19 protein-coding genes are annotated in these 18,462 nt (G+C 65.3%); 10 read left to right on the forward strand and 9 right to left on the reverse strand.

Annotated features, from left to right (window positions below; all coding sequences use genetic code 11):
- Positions 1-2 precede the first annotated feature (2 nt).
- The 3 genes from NDN16_RS06300 to NDN16_RS06310 all read left to right on the forward strand — a co-directional run bounded on the left by NDN16_RS06300 (position 3) and on the right by NDN16_RS06310 (position 1,249).
- Positions 3-443, forward strand: a complete 441-nt coding sequence (locus NDN16_RS06300) for a hypothetical protein (RefSeq protein ID WP_251112769.1) — start codon at positions 3-5, stop codon at positions 441-443.
- A gap of 160 nt (positions 444-603) precedes the next feature.
- Positions 604-861: a hypothetical protein gene (locus tag NDN16_RS06305; RefSeq protein WP_251112770.1), complete on the forward strand. Its 258-nt coding sequence runs from the start codon at positions 604-606 to the stop codon at positions 859-861.
- Positions 862-880: 19 nt separating this feature from the next.
- Complete coding sequence (locus NDN16_RS06310) at positions 881-1,249, forward strand: hypothetical protein (RefSeq protein WP_251112771.1); 369 nt, start codon at positions 881-883, stop codon at positions 1,247-1,249.
- A 60-nt stretch (positions 1,250-1,309) separates the two neighbouring features.
- On the opposite strand, the gene NDN16_RS06315 is transcribed toward NDN16_RS06310, so the two are convergent.
- The gene (locus NDN16_RS06315) at positions 1,310-2,221 is read right to left on the reverse strand and encodes a diacylglycerol/lipid kinase family protein (protein ID WP_251112772.1); all 912 of its coding nucleotides are present in this window, start codon (positions 2,219-2,221) and stop codon (positions 1,310-1,312) included.
- A 106-nt stretch (positions 2,222-2,327) separates the two neighbouring features.
- Between NDN16_RS06315 and NDN16_RS06320 the strand changes: the two genes are divergently transcribed.
- The 6 genes from NDN16_RS06320 (at position 2,328) to NDN16_RS06345 (ending at position 12,039) form a co-directional block, all read left to right on the forward strand.
- Positions 2,328-2,492, forward strand: a complete 165-nt coding sequence (locus tag NDN16_RS06320; RefSeq protein WP_251112773.1) for a DUF1328 domain-containing protein — start codon at positions 2,328-2,330, stop codon at positions 2,490-2,492.
- Positions 2,493-2,623: 131 nt separating this feature from the next.
- Positions 2,624-4,057, forward strand: a complete 1,434-nt coding sequence (locus tag NDN16_RS06325) for a PRC-barrel domain-containing protein (protein ID WP_251112774.1) — start codon at positions 2,624-2,626, stop codon at positions 4,055-4,057.
- A 144-nt stretch (positions 4,058-4,201) separates the two neighbouring features.
- Positions 4,202-5,479 carry an efflux RND transporter periplasmic adaptor subunit gene (locus tag NDN16_RS06330; protein ID WP_251112775.1) on the forward strand — a complete coding sequence of 426 codons (1,278 nt, stop codon included), beginning with the start codon at positions 4,202-4,204 and terminating at the stop codon, positions 5,477-5,479.
- Complete coding sequence (locus NDN16_RS06335; protein WP_251112776.1) at positions 5,476-8,601, forward strand: efflux RND transporter permease subunit; 3,126 nt, start codon at positions 5,476-5,478, stop codon at positions 8,599-8,601. Before NDN16_RS06330 ends, NDN16_RS06335 begins: the two co-directional genes overlap by 4 nt.
- Before the next feature lie 37 nt (positions 8,602-8,638).
- On the forward strand, positions 8,639-10,447 hold the full coding sequence (locus NDN16_RS06340) for an ABC-F family ATP-binding cassette domain-containing protein (RefSeq protein WP_251112777.1): 1,809 nt from the start codon (positions 8,639-8,641) through the stop codon (positions 10,445-10,447).
- Between the two features lie 215 nt (positions 10,448-10,662).
- Positions 10,663-12,039, forward strand: coding sequence for a DEAD/DEAH box helicase (locus tag NDN16_RS06345; protein WP_251112778.1), 1,377 nt, complete (start codon positions 10,663-10,665; stop codon positions 12,037-12,039).
- On the opposite strand, the gene NDN16_RS06350 is transcribed toward NDN16_RS06345, so the two are convergent.
- Positions 12,040-12,480: a helix-turn-helix domain-containing protein gene (locus NDN16_RS06350; protein WP_251112779.1), complete on the reverse strand. Its 441-nt coding sequence runs from the start codon at positions 12,478-12,480 to the stop codon at positions 12,040-12,042.
- Positions 12,480-12,776: a type II toxin-antitoxin system HigB family toxin gene (locus NDN16_RS06355; protein ID WP_251112780.1), complete on the reverse strand. Its 297-nt coding sequence runs from the start codon at positions 12,774-12,776 to the stop codon at positions 12,480-12,482. The genes NDN16_RS06350 and NDN16_RS06355 overlap by 1 nt, the downstream gene beginning before the upstream one ends.
- Positions 12,777-12,972: 196 nt before the next feature.
- Between NDN16_RS06355 and NDN16_RS06360 the strand changes: the two genes are divergently transcribed.
- Positions 12,973-13,287 (forward strand): polyhydroxyalkanoic acid system family protein, encoded by a 315-nt coding sequence (locus tag NDN16_RS06360; RefSeq protein ID WP_251112781.1) that lies wholly within the window; start codon positions 12,973-12,975, stop codon positions 13,285-13,287.
- Between the two features lie 24 nt (positions 13,288-13,311).
- On the opposite strand, the gene NDN16_RS06365 is transcribed toward NDN16_RS06360, so the two are convergent.
- The 6 genes from NDN16_RS06365 to NDN16_RS06390 form a co-directional block, all read right to left on the reverse strand.
- A complete protein-coding gene (locus NDN16_RS06365; RefSeq protein WP_251112782.1) occupies positions 13,312-13,980 on the reverse strand; it encodes a response regulator transcription factor in 669 nt (222 codons plus the stop codon).
- A 258-nt stretch (positions 13,981-14,238) separates the two neighbouring features.
- Entirely contained in the window at positions 14,239-14,673 is a 435-nt protein-coding gene (locus tag NDN16_RS06370) for a hypothetical protein (RefSeq protein WP_251112783.1), read from the reverse strand.
- Between the two features lie 182 nt (positions 14,674-14,855).
- A complete protein-coding gene (locus tag NDN16_RS06375) occupies positions 14,856-15,854 on the reverse strand; it encodes an ABC transporter substrate-binding protein (RefSeq protein WP_251112784.1) in 999 nt (332 codons plus the stop codon).
- Positions 15,855-15,902: 48 nt separating this feature from the next.
- Positions 15,903-16,754, reverse strand: coding sequence for an ABC transporter permease (locus tag NDN16_RS06380; protein WP_251112785.1), 852 nt, complete (start codon positions 16,752-16,754; stop codon positions 15,903-15,905).
- On the reverse strand, positions 16,751-17,596 hold the full coding sequence (locus NDN16_RS06385; protein WP_251113005.1) for an ABC transporter permease: 846 nt from the start codon (positions 17,594-17,596) through the stop codon (positions 16,751-16,753). The genes NDN16_RS06380 and NDN16_RS06385 overlap by 4 nt, the downstream gene beginning before the upstream one ends.
- A gap of 80 nt (positions 17,597-17,676) precedes the next feature.
- Positions 17,677-18,456, reverse strand: a complete 780-nt coding sequence (locus NDN16_RS06390) for an ABC transporter ATP-binding protein (protein WP_251112786.1) — start codon at positions 18,454-18,456, stop codon at positions 17,677-17,679.
- Positions 18,457-18,462 lie beyond the last annotated feature (6 nt).

Below are 18,462 nucleotides of genomic sequence, written 5' to 3' on the forward strand. Positions count from 1 at the left end.
CCATGCTGGGGCAGTTTCTTGCCAAAGTCGTCACGGGTGAGGCCGGCATCTTCATTGCCCGCCTGAGACAGATGGCCGTCATCTATGTGCTGATGGCCATTGTGGCGCTTTTCCTGCTGCTTTTCCTGCTGATTGCTGCCTTCCTCTGGTTGGCGCAAGGCGTCGGCGCATTGCCGGCGGCACTCTACTTCTGCGGTGGGCTGGCGTTGCTGCTGGTCGTTCTTTATGTCGTGCTGCTGGTCGTCGGCCGCACGCCCAAGGAACGGGCGAGCGATCGCCTGCAACGGGATGTCGCATCCTTCGCCAGCGTAGCGGCCGTCAGCAACCTTCCTCTGATCCTACATTCGGTGAAGCGTCGCAAAGGGCTGCTGATCATCCCGGTCGTCGGAGCCGCGCTCTGGGCAGGGCTTCGGGCGTTTTCGTCGAGACGCAATCTCAGGTAGAGGTCGGCACGGCCGAACCTCGATTTTGGAAAGCCGGCTGCCATTGCGCGGTCGGCTTTCTTTTTGCGCGATGAAGCGTTCGTGACGGATCGAAAGCGCATGAATTTCGTTTCGTCAGGATCATTCGGTCTCATGCCGACCGGACAAGAGGAAAAGAATCATGGCCGAAGAAATCCGCTCGACCGAAGCCAAGCAGGGAGTGAAGGGCAACCGCACTCTCACGATACTTCTGGTCGCCCTCGCCTTGTGTCTCGTCGTTTTCGCGGGGCTCGGCATCTACGGCAAGATCCTGCCAGACCAGAATATCGACGGTCCTCAATCCAGCGGGGTCGAAACCTCCGCACCGCCGCCGGCGGCCGGTGAATCGGAAGGCGGCGTCGTGACCCCGGGGCAGACGTCGACGCAACCGGCGCAGTAACCATTCGAGGCGAGAGACCATGTCCAGAATCACCACCAGCGGCGACAGTCCCGTCATGCCGGTCGATACGGCAGTCGGAGATGACGCGGACACGCCAGGCATCAGCCAGCCTTTTACCCGGTCGGAGATCGAGGATCTGGTCAACGACACGACGATGCCGATCGAGGAGCGTGTCGAGCGCCTTCATAGCATGGCCGAAACGTTGGGCGCCCGTGAAGAGATGGATCGCGGAGGCGAATTCGATCCCTTGATCGAGCAGATCAACGAGGCGCTGGGCCTGCTTGCGGATGGCGGGCACACATACGGCACGCCGGAATCCGTAGGGCTCGACCCCGATTACAGGTCCGACGCACGCGCGCCGGACGACACGGATGACGAAGCACTCTGAAAGTCGGATGGGCGTGCAAAGGAGAACGGGCGCGATTTGCGCCCGTTCGCATGTCAGGCGTTACAGATAGGAGACCTCGTCGGGCACCAGGACCTTCAGGCCGCCGGGCCGGATGCTGACGAGCGACTTCGGTTCGAGCGTTTCCAGCTCCCCGTCGCGCACCGCGCGCTTATCCCGCGTGATCCCGGGATAATACAATTCAACCTGCTGCGCCCTCAGCACCGTCAGCGACGGGTTTTCCTTCCAGCGCCCGCGCCAGACGTCGAATGCCAGCCTGGCGACTTCGGCCCTGTCCCGGGTGCGGCAGATATAGACCCCGAGTGCGCCGCCCCGCGGATTGTCGGCAAACGGAAGATGCCCGTCTCCATACATGTTGTTCGACACGGCGACGGCGGGGGTCTCGATCTTCTCGAGCTTGCCGTCGATCTCGACGTCTAGGCGCACGAGCGGCAAGCTCTGCAGCGTCATCAGGACTGCCTTGGTCGATGCCCACATCTTGCCGACGCGCGAGGCGTAGTCGAGCTTTTCCCGCATCCGCACCATCCGCGCATGAATGCCGACGGCGAACTGATGTACGAACGGCTTGTCGTTCACCATGGCGATATCGACTTCGGCCACGATGCCCGACGCCAGTGCGTTCACAGCCGCGGACAGTTCCAGCGGAATCTGAAGGGTACGGGCGTAGAGGTTCATCGTGCCGGCCGGCAGGACCGCGAGCGCGATGTCGGTGCCGGCAACCGCGCCGGCCGCGCAGCTGACCGTGCCGTCGCCGCCGCCCACCATCAGGACATCGATGTCGGTGCGCGCCGCGGCCTGTCCGATCGCACGGCCTATATCCTGGCCCTGCACGACCTCGATCTCGACCCGATGACCGTGGAGGGTGAACTCGTCGCGAATGAGCGCGGTGAGCAGGTCGAGGTCGGTCGTCCTCAACGTTCCGCCCGTGCGGTTCAGTATGACGTGTATGTCCATGCGTCAGGCACCCCCTTCAGTCCCAGGCATGTGGCCTGCGGCGGAACGCGCGCAAGGCCCTTTCGTTTCATGGATTGGATCACCGCGGCAGGAAAGGGAAAATGCCATGCTCGAATGGATCGTGATACTTCTCATCGTCGCCGCAATTGCAAGCCTTCTCGGATTCCGCGGCGTTGCCGGAGCTTCGGCCGGACTGGCCAAGATCCTCATCTTCATCGTCCTGGCCGGCATTCTTCTGCTGCTTCTGTTCGGCGTCATCGTCTTCGCCTGACTTCCGCGTGATGGCGGAACCGATCCGCGGCGATCGCGGTTTTAACCACGAAACCGCAGGATGCGCACATCCGCATCAACCGGATACGGGAGACTTACCTTATGCTACGTAAACTTCTTGCAACTTCCGCCATGGCAACGCTGCTCGCGACCGGCGCCATCGCGCAGGAAGCCAACGCGCCGACGACCACGGAACCCGCCCCCGCTGCCACGGAAAGCGGCACGATGGCGGCCGAGCCCGCCACGGCCCCCGCAGGTCACTCCGCAGCAACCTTCGACTACATCACCGCCCTGTCAGCAGGCCAGCACCTGTCCGACGACATGGTCGGCGCCAATGTCATGATGCAGGGTGCGGCAGACCAGCAGGCCGGCGAGATCCAGAACCTCGTGGTCGGCGCCGATGGAACGGTCCTTGCGGCAGTGCTGCGGACCGGCGATGCGCTGGGCGACGAATCCCGCGATGTCGCGGTGCCGTTCGACAAGATCGAGTGGTCGATGAACGAGAACAACGAGCCCGTGGCCACGTTGACCGCAACGGCGGATGAGGTGTCCGCCGCGCCGACCTTCACCAGCGAGGAAGACACCGCAGCCGCCACTACCGGCACCATGGCGCCGGCCGGCGGCACCGCGACGACGCCGGCCCCTGCAGGCGAAATGGCCGCATCGCCGGCCCCGGAAAGCACCATGGAGACGCCCGCCACCACGACGGCACAGACCGGCATGGGCGGCGAATACCTGGCGACGCTTGCCGCCGACCAGTACCTTGCTGACGACCTTGTCGGCGATAGCGTCTATACCGGCCCGACCACCGATGCCGACAATATCGGCAACATCAACAACCTCGTCATCAATGACGATGGCACCATTGCCGGGCTGATCGTCGGCGTCGGCGGCTTCCTCGGGATCGGCGAGAAGAATGTCGGCGTACCGTTCGACGCCGTTTCGCTGACCAACAACGAGGAAGGCGAGCAGCATGCGAGCCTTGTCGTGACCCGTGAGGATCTCGACGCGGCGCCTGCCTTCGACGAGGATGCCTCGTCCGACATGGCGGCCGCGCCGGCCGCCACCGAGACGAGCCCGGCCGGAACCACAGGCGGCACCATGGCGGCAGGGACCGGCATGGCCGCCGGAACCGCGGCAGGCACTGGAATGGCGGCGGCCCCGGCTGAAACGGACGCGACCACCACGGCTTCGACCGGCGGCACCAGCCGTCCGGCAGACCTGACGCCCGTTGCCGGCGCCGAACTGACCGCCGACAACCTGATGGGCACCACGGTCTACGGTCCGGACGACAGCTCCATCGGCAGCATCGGCGATATCGCCCTGACGCCGGAAGGCCAGGTCGACGCGGTGATCGTGGATGTCGGCGGCTTCCTCGGCATCGGCGCCAAGCCGGTTGCCGTGGCCATGGACAACCTGCAGTTCATGCGTGACTCCGGTGGCTCGATGTACCTGACGACCGACTTCACCCAGGACGAGCTGGAAGCGGCGCCCGAGTACAACCGCGATACCTACGCGGACAACCGCGACACGATGCGGATCGAAAGCGGCGCAACGGCGCAGTAAAGACGGTCACGAAAACGAGAAAGCCCGGCCCAGCGCCGGGCTTTCTGCATTGCGGCAACAAATCGTAACGTTTGCACCCAGATTCGGCGGTATTGTACCCTCAGAACGTCGGCGGAACCCGACACTCCAGCACGAAAGGCGCCGATGGCACTTCTTCGTCAAATCCTGGCAAGCATCGCCGTTCTGGCCGTTATTGCCGTCGTCGCCGTATGGGCGTTCGAGGCCCCCGGTCGCTTTTTGCTGTCGCATCGCGAAGCGCTGCCGGCCCCGCTGGTGCGTGTCGTGGAAGCCGTCTCCCGCGGCGGCGGCGACAAGATAGGGGCCACCCCCCTATCCACCGACGACGCCCTGTCGCGCACGCTCGTCGTCACCGACCCGGCAACACCCGACCGCACGCGCGACAGGTTGCGCGTCATCGGCACCGGGCAGGCCCTGTCCACCGTCGCGATCCATCCCGACGCGTCCGGCCTCATCACCGAGGTCCGTTTCCGCTCCGGCGACCGGGTTCAGCAGGGGCAGGTGCTGGCGGTCTTGCAGAGCGATGCCGAGACGGTCGCTGTCGAGCGGGCCCGCATCGCGCTGGAAGCCGCGCAGGACCAGGTGCGGCGCTATCGCGCACTGCTCAACTCCAACTCCATCACATCGGTACAGTTCGACGAGGTCCGCCGCGCCGCGGAAGCTGCGGCGCTCGATCTGCGCACCGCCGAAATCAACCTGGACGACAGGCGAATCGTGGCTCCGATCGGCGGGATCGTCGGCCTCGTGACCATCGAGCCGGGCAGCTACGTGTCCAGCGATACGCTTGTCGCGACGGTGGACGACCGCTCGAAACTCAAGGTCGTGATCGAGGTGCCCGAGGCGTTCGTTCCGGAAATCGGCATCGGCCATGCGGTCACCGCGACGCCCACGACGCGGACCGGCCGCACCTACGATGGCGAGATTACCGCGCTGGACAATCGTATCGACGAGACCAGCCGCACGCTGCGCGCCGAAGCGACGATCGACAACAGTTCCGACATCCTGCGTCCGGGAATGTCCTTCACCGTCGATATCGGCTTCAACGGCCAGGAATATCTGTCGGTCGACGCGCTCGCGATCCAATGGGAGCGCGCCGGCGCCTTCGTCTGGACCGTCGCCGGCGGCCAGGCGCGCAAGGCGCGGATTGACATCATCGAACGTAATGTCGACCGCGTCCTCGTTGCCTCGGAAAGTCTTCGGGCCGGCCAGCCCGTGGTCACCGAAGGCGTGCAGCAGCTGCGCGAAGGCGCTCCCGTGCGCGTGGAGAACCCGGAGGCGCTTCCGGACGTACCGCAGGCACCGGAAGACGTTCCGACAGTCGACCGGGATGGCGGCGCGGAACGAAACCGCGCTGGACTTGCTCCGGCCGGGCGGCTCGCCGACAGCCGGGCCGCAACCCGATGAGCGGCGGGCGCGTCCGCGACGGGGTTACCAAGTTCACCTCGCTGTTCATCCGCCGTCCCGTCCTGACGCTGGTTCTCAACCTCCTGATCATCGTCGCCGGGCTGGCGGCGCTGCAGGCCGTGGAAATCCGCGAGCTGCCCAATGTCGACCGACCGGTCATCACGGTTTCCACCACCTTCGAAAGCGCCTCGCCGGAGGCGGTCGACAGGCAGGTGACGAGCGAGGTGGAAAGCGCCGTCGCGCGCGTGCCCGGCATCGTATCCATTTCATCGACCTCGCGCCTCGGCAGCAGCCGCGTCGTCATCGAGTTTTCCAGCGCGACGGACCTCAATGTCGCCGCGAGCGACGTCACCAATGCCGTCGCCGCCATCGCCAACCGCCTGCCCGACGATGCCGACGAGCCGCGCATCGTCAAGGCGGATGCCGATGCCGACGCCATGATGCGCCTTGCCGTCCTTTCCCCCGACATGCGCATCGAGGACATGACCGATCTCGTCGACGACCAGATCGCCAATCGCATCGCAGCGGTCGAGGGCGTGGCGGAAGTCACCCTGACCGGGGAGCGCGAGCGGCAGGTCTATATCGACATCCGACCCGACGAGCTGGCAACGCGCGGCCTGACGCTGGGCGACCTGTCCAATGCGCTGGCCAACGCCTCGCTGGACGTGCCGGCGGGCGCGCTGGAATCGGCTACGCAGAAACTCGTCGTGCGCGCAGACGCCAGCCTTGCCGATCCGGCGTCCTTCGCCAACGTCATGCTGGACAGGACGACGCGTCTGTCCGACGTCGCCAACATCCGCTTCGGCCCGGACGAGGCCTCGTCGAAACTGCGGGTCAATGGCCAGACCGGCATCGGCCTCGACATCGTACGGCAGGCCGGCGCATCCACGATCGCGATCTCGGAAGGCGTTCGCGCCGCCGCCGAAGAGTTGAACGCCGGCTTCCGCGACGGTACGCGCGTCGTCGTCATCAGCGACGAGGCCGTCTTTATCAATGGTTCGATCCACGAGGTGGAACTGACGCTGGCGCTTGCGGTGCTGATCGTCGTCGCCGTCATCTATCTCTTCCTTCTGTCGATGCGCGCCACACTGATCCCCACCGTGACCATTCCGATTGCGCTGATCGGCGTCGTCGCATGCATCTATCTGGCCGGATTCTCTATCAACATCATCACTTTGCTGGCGCTGGTGCTGGCCACCGGGCTCGTCGTGGACGACGCCATCATCGTCCTGGAAAACATCGTGCGCCGCCGCGATATGGGGCTGACGCCGCAGGCCGCAGCCGTCGTCGGCACGCGGGAGGTGTTCTTTGCCGTCATCTCCACTACGGCGACACTGGCCGCTGTCTTCGTTCCGATCTCCTTCCTGCCCGGCGTGGCGGGCGGACTGTTCCGCGAATTCGGATTCGTGCTGGCCCTGGCCGTCACGCTGTCCAGTTTCATCGCCCTGACCCTATGCCCGATGCTGGCCTCCCGCATCATCGGCGCGCGCAGGCAGGATGCGGCCCCGGGCCGCTTCAAGCGCGGTACGGTGGCGCTCGGCAACCGACTGGCGAGCCTCTATGCCCGGCTGCTGCGCCTGTCGCTGCGCTTTCCGCTGGTCGTGGTGGCCGTCTCGGTGCTCTTCGCCGGGGCAGCCGCCTTCGCCTATCGCGACATCCCCCAGCAACTGACTCCCGCCGAAGACCGTGGGACGGTCCTGATGATGATCTCGGCGCCGCAAAGCGCCAGCCTGGATTATCTCGATGCGCAGATGCGACGGGTCGAAGCCGTCGTCCTGCCCTATGTCGAGCATGGCGAAGCGACCAGCGTCTACGCCCGCATCGGCATCTTCACCGGCAACTCCGCCTTCATGGTCATGCCGCTGACGGGCTGGAACCAGCGGGAGCGCAGCCAGCAGGATATCGCAGCAGAACTGAACGCGGCCTTTGCCGACATTCCTGGCGTCCAGGCGCGGGTGATCCAGCCCAACTCCCTCGGCATCCGGGGCGGCGGGCGCGGCCTGCAGTTCGCGCTGACGGGCATCAGCTACGACGTCCTGTCCGACACGGCCGAGCGCCTGCGCGACGCCATGGCGGAGGATGGCCGCTGGGGCCGCGTGCAACTGGCCTACGACACGACGCAACCGCAACTCTCGGTCTCCATCGACCGCGAGCGCGCGTCCGATCTCGGCATCGACATCGACGGGCTGGCGACGGCTGTCCAGGCGCTGCTGGACGGGCGCGAGATCGGCACGACCTTCGTGGACGACCGCTCCGTTCCCATCCGCCTGATCTCCTCCGCCGTACCTGTCAATGACCCGGCAGACCTCGGCAACGTCTATCTGCGCACCGGCGACAGCCGCTTCGTGCCGCTGTCGACAATCGCGACCGTTACGGAAGAGGCCATCGCGCCCAATCTTTCGCGCGAGAACCAGAGCCGCGCCGTCGGCCTGTCGGCCGACCTGACGCCGGGCTATGCGATCGGCGACGGCTGGCAGGATGTCGTGGAATTTGCCCGGCCCCTGCTGCCGGCAGGGGTACAGATCGTTCCGCTTGCCGAAGCTGCGACGCTGCAACAGACGTCCAGCGGCCTCGCCCTCGTCTTCGCCTTCGCCATCATCGTCGTCTTCCTGGTTCTGGCCGCGCAGTTCGAAAGTTTCGTGTCGGCGCTCATCATCCTCGTCACCGTACCCTTCGGGCTTGCCTGTGCGGTCTACGCGCTGCTTCTCTTCGGCGAGAGCCTCAACCTCTACAGCCAGATCGGCCTTGTCCTTCTGGTCGGCATCATGGCCAAGAACGGCATCCTCGTCGTCGAGTTCGCCAACCAGCTCCGCGAGCAGGGACGCAGCGTGCGCGAGGCCGTCGAGGAGGCCGCGCTGATCCGGCTGCGGCCGGTGATGATGACGATGATCGCAACCATCGTCGGCGGCGTGCCGCTGATCGTCTCGTCCGGCGCGGGCGCCGAAGCCCGGATGTCGCTCGGCTACGTCATCGTCGGCGGGCTGGGGCTGTCCACGCTGGCGACGCTGTTCCTGACGCCGATCGCCTATCTTGCGCTGGCGCGCTTCTCGCGTCCCACCGGGGAAACCGAAGCGGCGCTGGAGCGCGACCTCGACGAGGGTGAAGCGAAGGGAATCGCCTGAGCTTCACAGCCGCCTGCCCTTGCGATATGACGCCGCCATGGCTCCTCCTCCGCTTCTCCGCCTCGACGGCATCCGACTGACCTTCGGCGGCACGCCGCTTCTTGCGGGCGTGGAACTCAACGTGCTGCCGCAGGATCGCATCGCCCTCGTGGGGCGCAACGGCTCCGGCAAGTCCACCCTCCTGAAGATCGCCGCCGGATCGGTGGAGGCGGACAAGGGCGAGGTCTTCCGGCAACCGGGCGCGACGGTGCGCTATCTGGCGCAGGAGCCCGATTTCGGCGATGCCCCCAGCGTCGAGGCCTATATCGCCGCAGGGCTCGGGCCCGCCGACGACCCCTGGCGAGTGACGCGGCTGATGGACGGCTTGGGGTTGAAGGCCGATGCCCGCCCCCAGGACCTGTCCGGCGGCGAGGCGCGCCGCGCCGCGCTGGCCCGGGTGCTGGCGCCCGAACCCGACATCATCCTTCTGGACGAGCCGACGAACCACCTCGACCTGCCCACCATCGAATGGCTGGAAGAAGAGGTGCGCGGTCTTCGCAGCGCCGTCGTCATCATCAGCCACGACCGGCGTTTCCTGGAACGCACAACCAATGCCACCGTCTGGATCGATCGCGGAACGGCGCGCCGCCTGAACGAGGGTTTCGCCGCTTTCGAGGCGTGGCGCGACAAGACGCTGGAGGAGGAAGAGGTCCAGCTGCAGAAGATGGATCGCAAGATCGAGCGGGAAGAGCATTGGCTGCGCTACGGCGTCACGGCGCGCCGCACCCGCAACGAGCGTCGGCTTGCAGCCCTGCACCAGATGCGCGCCGACAGGCGCGATGCGCGGCGGGCCGTCGGCACCGTGGAAATGAGTGCCGGCGAAACACGCGAAAGCGGCAAGCTCGTCATCGAGGCGCGCAACATCTCCAAGGCGTATGGCGACCGGGTTCTGGTGCGCGATTTCTCGGCCCGCATCCTGCGCGGCGACCGGCTGGGTCTCGTCGGCCCGAACGGCGCCGGCAAGACCACCCTTCTCAAGATGCTCATCGGCGAAACGCTGCCGGATTCGGGCGACGTGCGCCAGGGTACCCGCCTCGACATCGCCTTCCTGGACCAGAAGCGCACGCGCCTGCGCGACGACGTGGCCGTGGTGGACGCGCTGACCGACGGACGCGGCGACCAGATCGTCGTCAACGGAGAGGCGCGGCATGTCGCCGGCTACCTCAAGGACTTCCTGTTCCAGCCCGAGCAGATCCGCACCCCGGTCGGCAACCTGTCCGGCGGCGAACGGGCAAGGCTGCTGCTGGCCAAGGTCCTGGCCACGCCGGCCAATTTCCTGGTGCTGGACGAGCCGACCAACGATCTCGACATGGAGACGCTGGACCTCCTGCAGGAGCTGATCGCCAACTATCCGGGCACGGTGCTCCTGGTCAGCCACGACCGCGACTTCCTCGACCGGACGGTGACCAGCGTGATCTCGCCGGAAGCGGACGGGCGCTGGCTGGAATATGCGGGCGGCTATTCGGACATGCTGGCGCAAAAGCGCGGCGCGGCAAAGGACGCCGCAAGGCTGGAGAAGACGCGCGAGGGCCGCGAAGCCAGACCGGAGGCGAAGGCCTCTTCCGTCCCGGCCAAACTGTCGTTCAAGCAGAAATTCGCGCTGGAAAACCTTCCGAAGGAAATGGCCGCACTGGAAAAGGCCATCGCCGACGCGGAGAGCGAAATGGCCGATCCGAACCTCTTCAACCGCGCGCCCGATCGCTTCAACAAGCTCGCCGCGATCATCGGCGAAAAGCGTGCCGCCTTGGCCTCGGCGGAAGACCAGTGGCTGGAGCTGGAGATGCTGAAGGCGGAGCTGGAAGGCTAAACCCAACCGCGGCATCTTGACGTCGGCGTCAAAAAACGCGATATCCGGGCCGTCACGCCGTGATCGCGCTGCGCACGCCCCATTCTTTGGCGATCGTGCGCCCGCCAGCCGCTTATCAAAGGGGTTGGCCACGGTTCCGTGCCGTTCTGTCGCTTCCGCGCGAAGACGTTCGGCCATCTCGCAGGCGGTTTGCCTGCTCCAGTCACAGGTACTCCTTGACCCAATCCCAGTTCGACACGCTCGGCCTGTCCGAAGCGCTGCTTAATGCCATCACCAAGATGGGCCTCGTTACCCCTACCCCGATTCAGGCAAAGGCCATGCCCGCCGTGCTCAAGGGCCGCGACGTCCTCGGCATCGCCCAGACCGGCACCGGCAAGACCGCCGCCTTTGCCCTTCCCGTCCTCGATTCCATCCTGCGCAAGGGCGGCCGGCCGCAGCCGCGCAGCTGCAAGGCGCTGTTCCTTGCTCCGACGCGCGAACTCGCCGTGCAGATCGCCGAGAACGTGAAGGCCTATTCCGCCGGCACGCCGATCCGCCACATGACGATCTTCGGCGGCGTCTCCATACGCCCGCAGATCGAGACCGCCAGCCGCGGCGTGGATATCGTCATCGCAACGCCCGGTCGGCTGCTCGACATGATCGACCAGAAGGCGCTGACCCTGTCCGACGTACGCCATGTCGTGCTGGACGAGGCAGACCGCATGCTGGACATGGGCTTCGTGCGCGACGTCATGCGCATCGTGAAGATGCTGCCGACGGAGCGCCAGTCGCTTCTGTTCTCTGCAACCATGCCGGCCTCGGTCGAGCAGCTTGCCGGACGCATCCTTTCGGAGCCCGTTCGGGTCGAGGTGACGCCGGAAGTCGTCACCGTCGAGAAGATCGACCAGAGCGTCTTCCTCGTGCCGCAAAAGGCCAAGAAGCACTGGCTGATCCAGAATCTGGAACGCTTCGACAAGACGGTCGTCTTCACCCGCACCAAGCACGGCGCCAACCGGCTGACGACCGACCTCGAGAAGGCCGGCATCGAGGCGCTGGCCATCCATGGTAACAAGAGCCAGTCGGCGCGGCAGCGCGCCCTCGGCGAGTTCCATTCCGGCCGTCTCAAGGTGCTGATCGCCACCGATATCGTGGCGCGCGGCATCCATGTCGACGATGTCAGCCATGTGGTGAATTTCGACCTGCCCGAAGAGGCGGAAAGCTACGTGCACCGGATCGGCCGCACGGCGCGCGCCGGCAAGTCCGGCATCGCGATCACCCTTTGCGATCCGTCCGAGCGCGCCAAGCTGCGCGGCGTGGAGAAGCTGACGGGCCTTCGCTTCGACGTCCAGAAAAGCGACTTCGCCACGGATGAGGCGCTTGCGGCGTCGGCCAGCGAGGAAGCTCCCCGGCGTGGCAACAACGGCAATCGGCAGGGCCGCCCGGCGCGCTCCGGCCAGCCCGGCGAGCGCCACAACGCCCGCGGCCAGCAGAAGCAGGGCGGCGATCGGCGTCCGGCCAATGCCGCCGGCGAGGCCAAGCGCGACGGCGCCAACCGAAACAAGCGACGGCGCGGCAATGGCCAGCGCGGCCGCCCGCAGGCGGCCATGGCCTGATTATGACGACGCGGCCGGGGCATTGCCCCGGCCGTTTTGTTTCGAGCATTTCCGACTGCCGGTGTCGCCCGCATCAAGCTCGTAAGAACGCAGAAGCACCGCGGCCGGAATCCGCAGTTGCTCGTGCAGCCGGCTGGCAACCGCCATACTCAATCCGCGCTTGCGATTGAGAAACTCGGACACGCGGGACTTCGAGCCGAACAGCGGTACAAGCCCCTCACGCGTCAGTTGCCGCTCTTCCATGACGGCCTTGACGGCCTCCACCGCATCCGGCGGATCAATCGCCCAATGCGCTGCCTCATAGGCGTCGATTAGGGTAGAAAGAACATCGAAACGGTCCGCTTCCGGAGTTCCCTGCGCCGGCTCAGCCTCAAAATATTGCCGAACCTCTTCTAGAGCCCATTCATAATCAGTTTCGGTGTGGATCGGCCTGACATCCATCACACAGTCTCCGGATTGATGCGATCGTACTCAGCATGCGTTCCGACGAATTTGATAAGGATCCGCCCGAACTTGTAAGACACGTGAACGATCAATCGATACTTGTTGCCACCAAGGTCAAATACAATCCTGTTGTCGGCGACGAAATCCACTGTCGTTCCAAACTGCCGCTTTACGTCTGCCGGCGTTCGCCAATCGCTGCGCATGGCCAACGCATACCAGGTTCGCAGAACGGGCTCCGCTCTTGGATGCGCTTGCCAGAATAGCTTCAAGGTTCGTTTCGACAGGATCTGCATAGACCGTCGTTTAGGATAATTCCCTATATGGGAACTAGCAACACGCGGTTGCAATCCTCCATCGATCGATGCAAGCCCTCGGCTTGAACGCAGCGGCAACCTTGCCTACCTTCAGGCAGTTGAGGGTCGCCGATGCCCTAGGCCCAACGGCGCTGCGCAACGGGGAGCGGCGTTACAGCCGATCGGAGACAGAACAATGGCCGAGACCGTCAGGGTGGACATCCCGCACAAGCTGACACGGGAACAGGCGCGCCAGCGCATCGCCAGCGGCTTCGACCGCATCCGCTCCGACGCGACCGGCGGCATGGTGAAGTTCGAGGATGTCTGGACCGGCGACCGCCTGGATTTCAGGGCCCGCGCCATGGGCCAGTCCGTTATCGGCCGTCTCGACGTGATGGACGATCACGTCCACATCGAGATCGATCTTCCGGGGTTTCTGGCCGCGCTTGCCGAGAAGCTCACCGGCAAGATCAGGAAGGAAGGAACCATCCTTCTGGAACACAAGCCGTGAAGGCCTGCGGCATTGGCGCTTGGATCAAACGCCGATGCCGTATCCAAGATACCGCTTGGACGACACCGGGTCGTATCCCAGACGCATCTTCAGCTTCTTGCGCAGCTTTGAGATGTGACTCTCGATGACGTTCTCCTCGACGTTCTCATCGAAAATCCCGTAGATCGCCGAGAAGAGCTGCTGCTTGGATACGCGGCGACCCTTGTTGGCGACCAGATATTCGAGGATGCGGCGCTCGCGGCGGGGCAGCACGAGCGCTTCGCCCGCCACTTCGGCATCGCGCCCATCGTTGAAGACGCAGATCTCGTCCGCCTCGAGCCGGTTGCGGTCGATCACGTCGCGGCGGCGGATGGCTCCGACGCGCGCCAGGATCTCCTTGATGTGCACCGGCTTGGCGACGACGTCGTCGATGCCGGCCGCGAACAGATCCAGAGTCGAGTTGAGGGCCTTGGTCTCCGCCAGTGCGATCAGCGGGGCGTTGGTCCGCGCGCGAACCAGACGCGTGACCGCGCCACGGTCGGGGAAATCTCCCAGAAGGAAAGCTTCGACAGCGGATACATCAGTATCCGATGCGCTTTCGACCCAATCCTGGAATTCGGATACATGGAAACCGGCAGACGAGACGCCCTCTCCATTCAGGAGAGACTTGTAACCGCTCGTGACTAATTCACGATTGTCTACGACAACGATCATGTGACCTCACCGAATCAGCTTGCTTGAACCTGATCTATTGATACGCGGTGAGGTGGAATCTCGCCTATCCCCAAATTTCACTAGGCGACTCAGACATCGATTCCATAATGTGAGCCAAACCATTGCTGGAAAAGGGTTAGCGGCCGGTTAACGCGGTTCCGAAAAATTTCGTCCGGTTTTCACTTTTCCGGCCCGGACGGAGAAATTGAGTCTTTTCCGCAACAGACATGAGGCGTCTCCTGCTCATCGGGAGACACTCTAGAGGCGCGCCGCATCCAGCGCACGCTTGAGCCGCCCGGTTTGCGCGCTTGGCGTCTCGTCTTCGGCCAGTTGGGGAAAATGGTCGATCTGGATGACCGAGCCGCCGCTCTTCAGCGTCAGCCTGAAATGCACCGTCGTCTCGGCCTCTCGAAACAAAAGATCGAGATCGATGGCCGGCGGCGTCGACCACGTGACCCGCGCCTCGCCGGAAGACGAAAAGCTCAATGCTCCCGCCTTCATATGCAACTGGCTCGACGACTCAACGATGTCCTGGATGTTTCCCGGGACATCCATGCGCAGGAAGGCGATATAATCCGCCGGTTCGACGAGGCGCAGTTCGGCGACGACCGGGCGAAGCGCCACGGCCAGCAGGCGTTCCCGATCGTGGTTCGGGTTGCTCTCGCTCAGGTCCGGCATGGCGTGATAACCCATGGAAGGCTGCATCCCCTGTCTTGCGCCCGTCCGGAGACGTCCGCAGATATGAAAAGAGCGAGGTGACAGGCACCCCGCCCTCTACCATTCGCCGATCAGGATGCGGCATCTACCTTGCCACGGGCTTGAGCGGCCCCCTCCCCGCGGCGCGAGCCTTGCGCTACGCTGGAGTTGCCGAGCGTTCAGGGCATGGTCTTCATCTTGTCCGTCACGGCCGACGTCCAGGCGCCCTCGGGCGCCTTGGTGATGACCGGGTCCGAGCCGCCGCCGAGCAGCACGGCGACCGTGTTCTCCGCCGCGGCCACGTCCAGCGTTCCATCGCTGTCACCGACCAGCTTGATGACCTCGCCGACCATGCGCTTCTGATGCTCTTCGGTCTGCGCACCCGTCATGTCGTTGTCGAGCACGATCTGCGCGGCCTCGTCGGGGTTTTCGGCGGCATAGGCCCAGCCGCGCATCGTCGCCTTGACGAAGCGCGCCAGCGCATCGACCATCTCCGGATCGGCCAGCGTCTCCTCGGTTGCATAGAGGCCGTCCTCCAGCGTCGCCACACCCTGGTCCTGATACTTGAAGACCGTCAGCTCGTCGGCCGGAATGCCGGCATCCAGAACCTGCCAGTATTCATTGTAGCTCATCGTGGAAATGCAGTCCGCCTGCTTCTGGATCAGCGGATCGACGTTGAAGCCCTGACGGATCACCGTGACGCCTTCCGCCCCGCCCTCGGTGGAGAGGCCCAGCTTCGACATCCAGGACAGGAACGGGTATTCGTTGCCCGAAAACCAGACACCCAGCGTCTTGCCCTTGAAGTCCGCGGGCGATGCGATGTCGGTATCCTTGCGGCAGGTCAGTTCCATGCCCGATGCCTTGAACGGCTGGGCGATGTTGACAAGCGGCACGCCGCGTTCGCGCGCGGCGAGGGCTGCGGGCATCCATTCCACGATCACATCGGCGCCGCCGCCGGCGATCACCTGCGTCGGTGCGACGTCGGGCCCGCCCGGCAGGATATCGACGTCCAGCCCGGCCTCGTCGTAGAAGCCCTTGTCGTGGGCGACGTAGTAGCCGGCGAACTGGCCCTGCGTGACCCATTTGAGCTGCAGCGTCAGCGAGTCCGCGGCCTGCGCCCCCGCCGTCGCGGAGAGGAGAACCGCAAGGGCGACACCGCCCGACCGAATTGCCTTCATGCCATTTCTCCTTTTGGGGTGGGCCGCCGCCTGCCGGCGGCACTCAGGTCAGATGCGTTGCGAGGGATGCCAGAACGTGACCCGGCGTTCGGCCAGGGCCAGAAGTGCGTAGGATGCCGAGCCGGCCAGCGCTGCCACGGCGATTTCGGCCCAGACCATGTCGGTGTTGAGCCGACCGATCTCGGCCGAGATACGAAACCCCATGCCGACGATGGGCGTGCCGAAGAACTCGGCCACGATGGCTCCGATCAGCGCCAGCGTCGAGTTGATCTTCAAGGCGTTGAAGATGAAGGGCATGGCCGCCGGCAGCCGCAGCCGCCACAGCGTCTGCCAATAGCCGGCGGCATAGGTGCGCATGAGGTCGCGCTCCATCGGCCCGGCCGACCCCAGGCCGGCAACCGTATTCACCAGCATGGGGAAGAACGTCATCAGCACGACGACCGCGGCCTTGGACGGCCAGTCGAAGCCGAACCACATCACCATGATGGGCGCGACGCCGATGATGGGCAGCGCCGAGGCGAAGTTGCCCAGCGGCAGCAGCCCGCGCTTCAGGAAGGGATAGCGGTCGACAGCCAGCGCCATCAGGAAGCCCAGGCCGCAACCGATAGCGTAACCCACCAGCACCGCCTTCATGAAGGTCTGGACGAAATCGGCCCAAAGCAGGCCGGAGGAAGCGGCAATGCGGGCCCCGATCTGGCTGGGTGGCGGCAGCAGCACGGCCGGAACGCCGAGTCCGCGCGTGAGGAGTTCCCACAGCAGCAGCAGCGTTGCGCCGAAGATCAGGGGGATGGCGAGGTCCAGCCATCGGCTGCCCCCGCCGGCCGCGATGAGGGACAGCCGCCGCAACAGGAAGGCGGCGCCTGCCGCGATGGCGGCGGCCAAGGCCAGTACGCCGCTCATCGCCCCTGCCCCGTGCGGGCCAGGGCGACCCGCTCCGCAAGCGAGATCGCCGCCACCAGAAGGCCCGCCATCAACGCGGCCATGACCAGGGCCGACCATATCTGGATCGTCTGCCCGTAATAGGAGCCGGCAAGCAGGCGCGCGCCCAGCCCGGCGCGCGCGCCGGTGGGCAGTTCGCCCACGATGGCCCCCACCAGCGCGGCGGCGACGGCCACCTTCATCGACGCGAAGAGAAAGGGCAGCGAGGCAGGCAGCCTCAACTTGAACAGAAGTTGCGTCGTGCTGGCCGCATAGGTGCGCATGAGGTCCAGATGCATCCGGTCCGGCGAGCGCAGCCCCTTCACCATCCCGACCGTAACGGGAAAGAAGGAGAGATAGGTGGATATGAGCGCCTTCGGCACCAGCCCGGTAACGCCGATGGAGTTCAGCACCACGATCAGCATCGGCGCGATGGCGAGGATCGGTATGGTCTGGCTGGCGATGATCCAGGGCATCAGGCTCTTGTCGAGCGTCCGCGAGTTGAGGATGCCTAGGGCCAGAGCGATGCCCAGCAGCGTGCCCAGGACGAAGCCCAACAGCGTGGAGGATAGCGTCACCCCGGCATGGAACAGGAGCGAACGCGGCGAGGACGGGCGCACGCCGAAGATCGTGTTGGCCATCTCGGCTACGATCTGGTGCGGGGCGGGCAGGATCGGCCTTTCGGCCGAAAGGGTCGCCGCCATCAGCGCCGCCGCGCCATGGGCCGGATCCTCGCGGGCGAGCCGATCCGATGTCGTCTGCCAGTTCAGCGCGACGGCTGCGACGTACCAGACCGCCATGAAGGCGATCAGCACGCTCAGCATCGGCGCCGCGGAGGCGCGCGGGGCGGTTGCGGCGTCGGAGCGCTCCGCTCCAGAGCGTTTCCTACTCATATGGAAACGCTCTAGTCATAGGAGTGCCCGGCGCGAAGCCCCTCGCGGACACGGTGGGCGATGGCCAGGAATTGCGGCGTCTCGCGGATGTCCAGCGGCCGATCCGGCCCGAGGTCGCAGTCCACGATATCCTGTATGCGGCCCGGGCGCGGGCTCATCACCACGATGCGCGTGGACAGGAACACCGCCTCCGGAATGGAATGCGTCACGAAGACGACCGTCTTGCGCGTCGTTGCCCAAAGGCGCAGCAGTTCCTCGTTCAGGCGGTCGCGGACGATCTCGTCCAGCGCGCCGAAGGGTTCGTCCATCAGCAGTAGCGCGGGGTCGAAGGAAAGCGCCCGCGCGATGGAGGCGCGCTGCTGCATCCCGCCGGATAATTGCCATGGGAATTTGCGGGCGAAGCCGTCCAGCCCGACAAGGGCCAGGTTGCGGCGGATCCGCTCGGCGCGCTCGGGCTTCGGCACGCCCATCACCTCCAGCGGCAGGGCGATATTGCGCTCGATGGTGCGCCAGGGATACAGCGCGGCGGCCTGAAATACATAGCCATAGGCGCGCGCCAGCCGCGCCTCGCCGGGGGACATGCCATTCACCGTGATGGAACCGGCCGTCGGCTGCTCCAGATCGGCGATGACGCGCAGCAACGTCGTCTTGCCGCAGCCGGACGGACCTATGAGCGAGACGAACTCGCCCTTATGGATGTTCAGGTCTATATCGGACAGCGCGTGGACGGGCCCGTCATTCGTCCGGAATGTCAGGGAGAGGCCCCGGGCCCCGACGACACTGTCCATCATGTCACG

The organism is Aureimonas altamirensis (genome assembly GCF_023702225.1).
In the GTDB taxonomy this organism is placed as follows: domain Bacteria; phylum Pseudomonadota; class Alphaproteobacteria; order Rhizobiales; family Rhizobiaceae; genus Aureimonas; species Aureimonas altamirensis_B.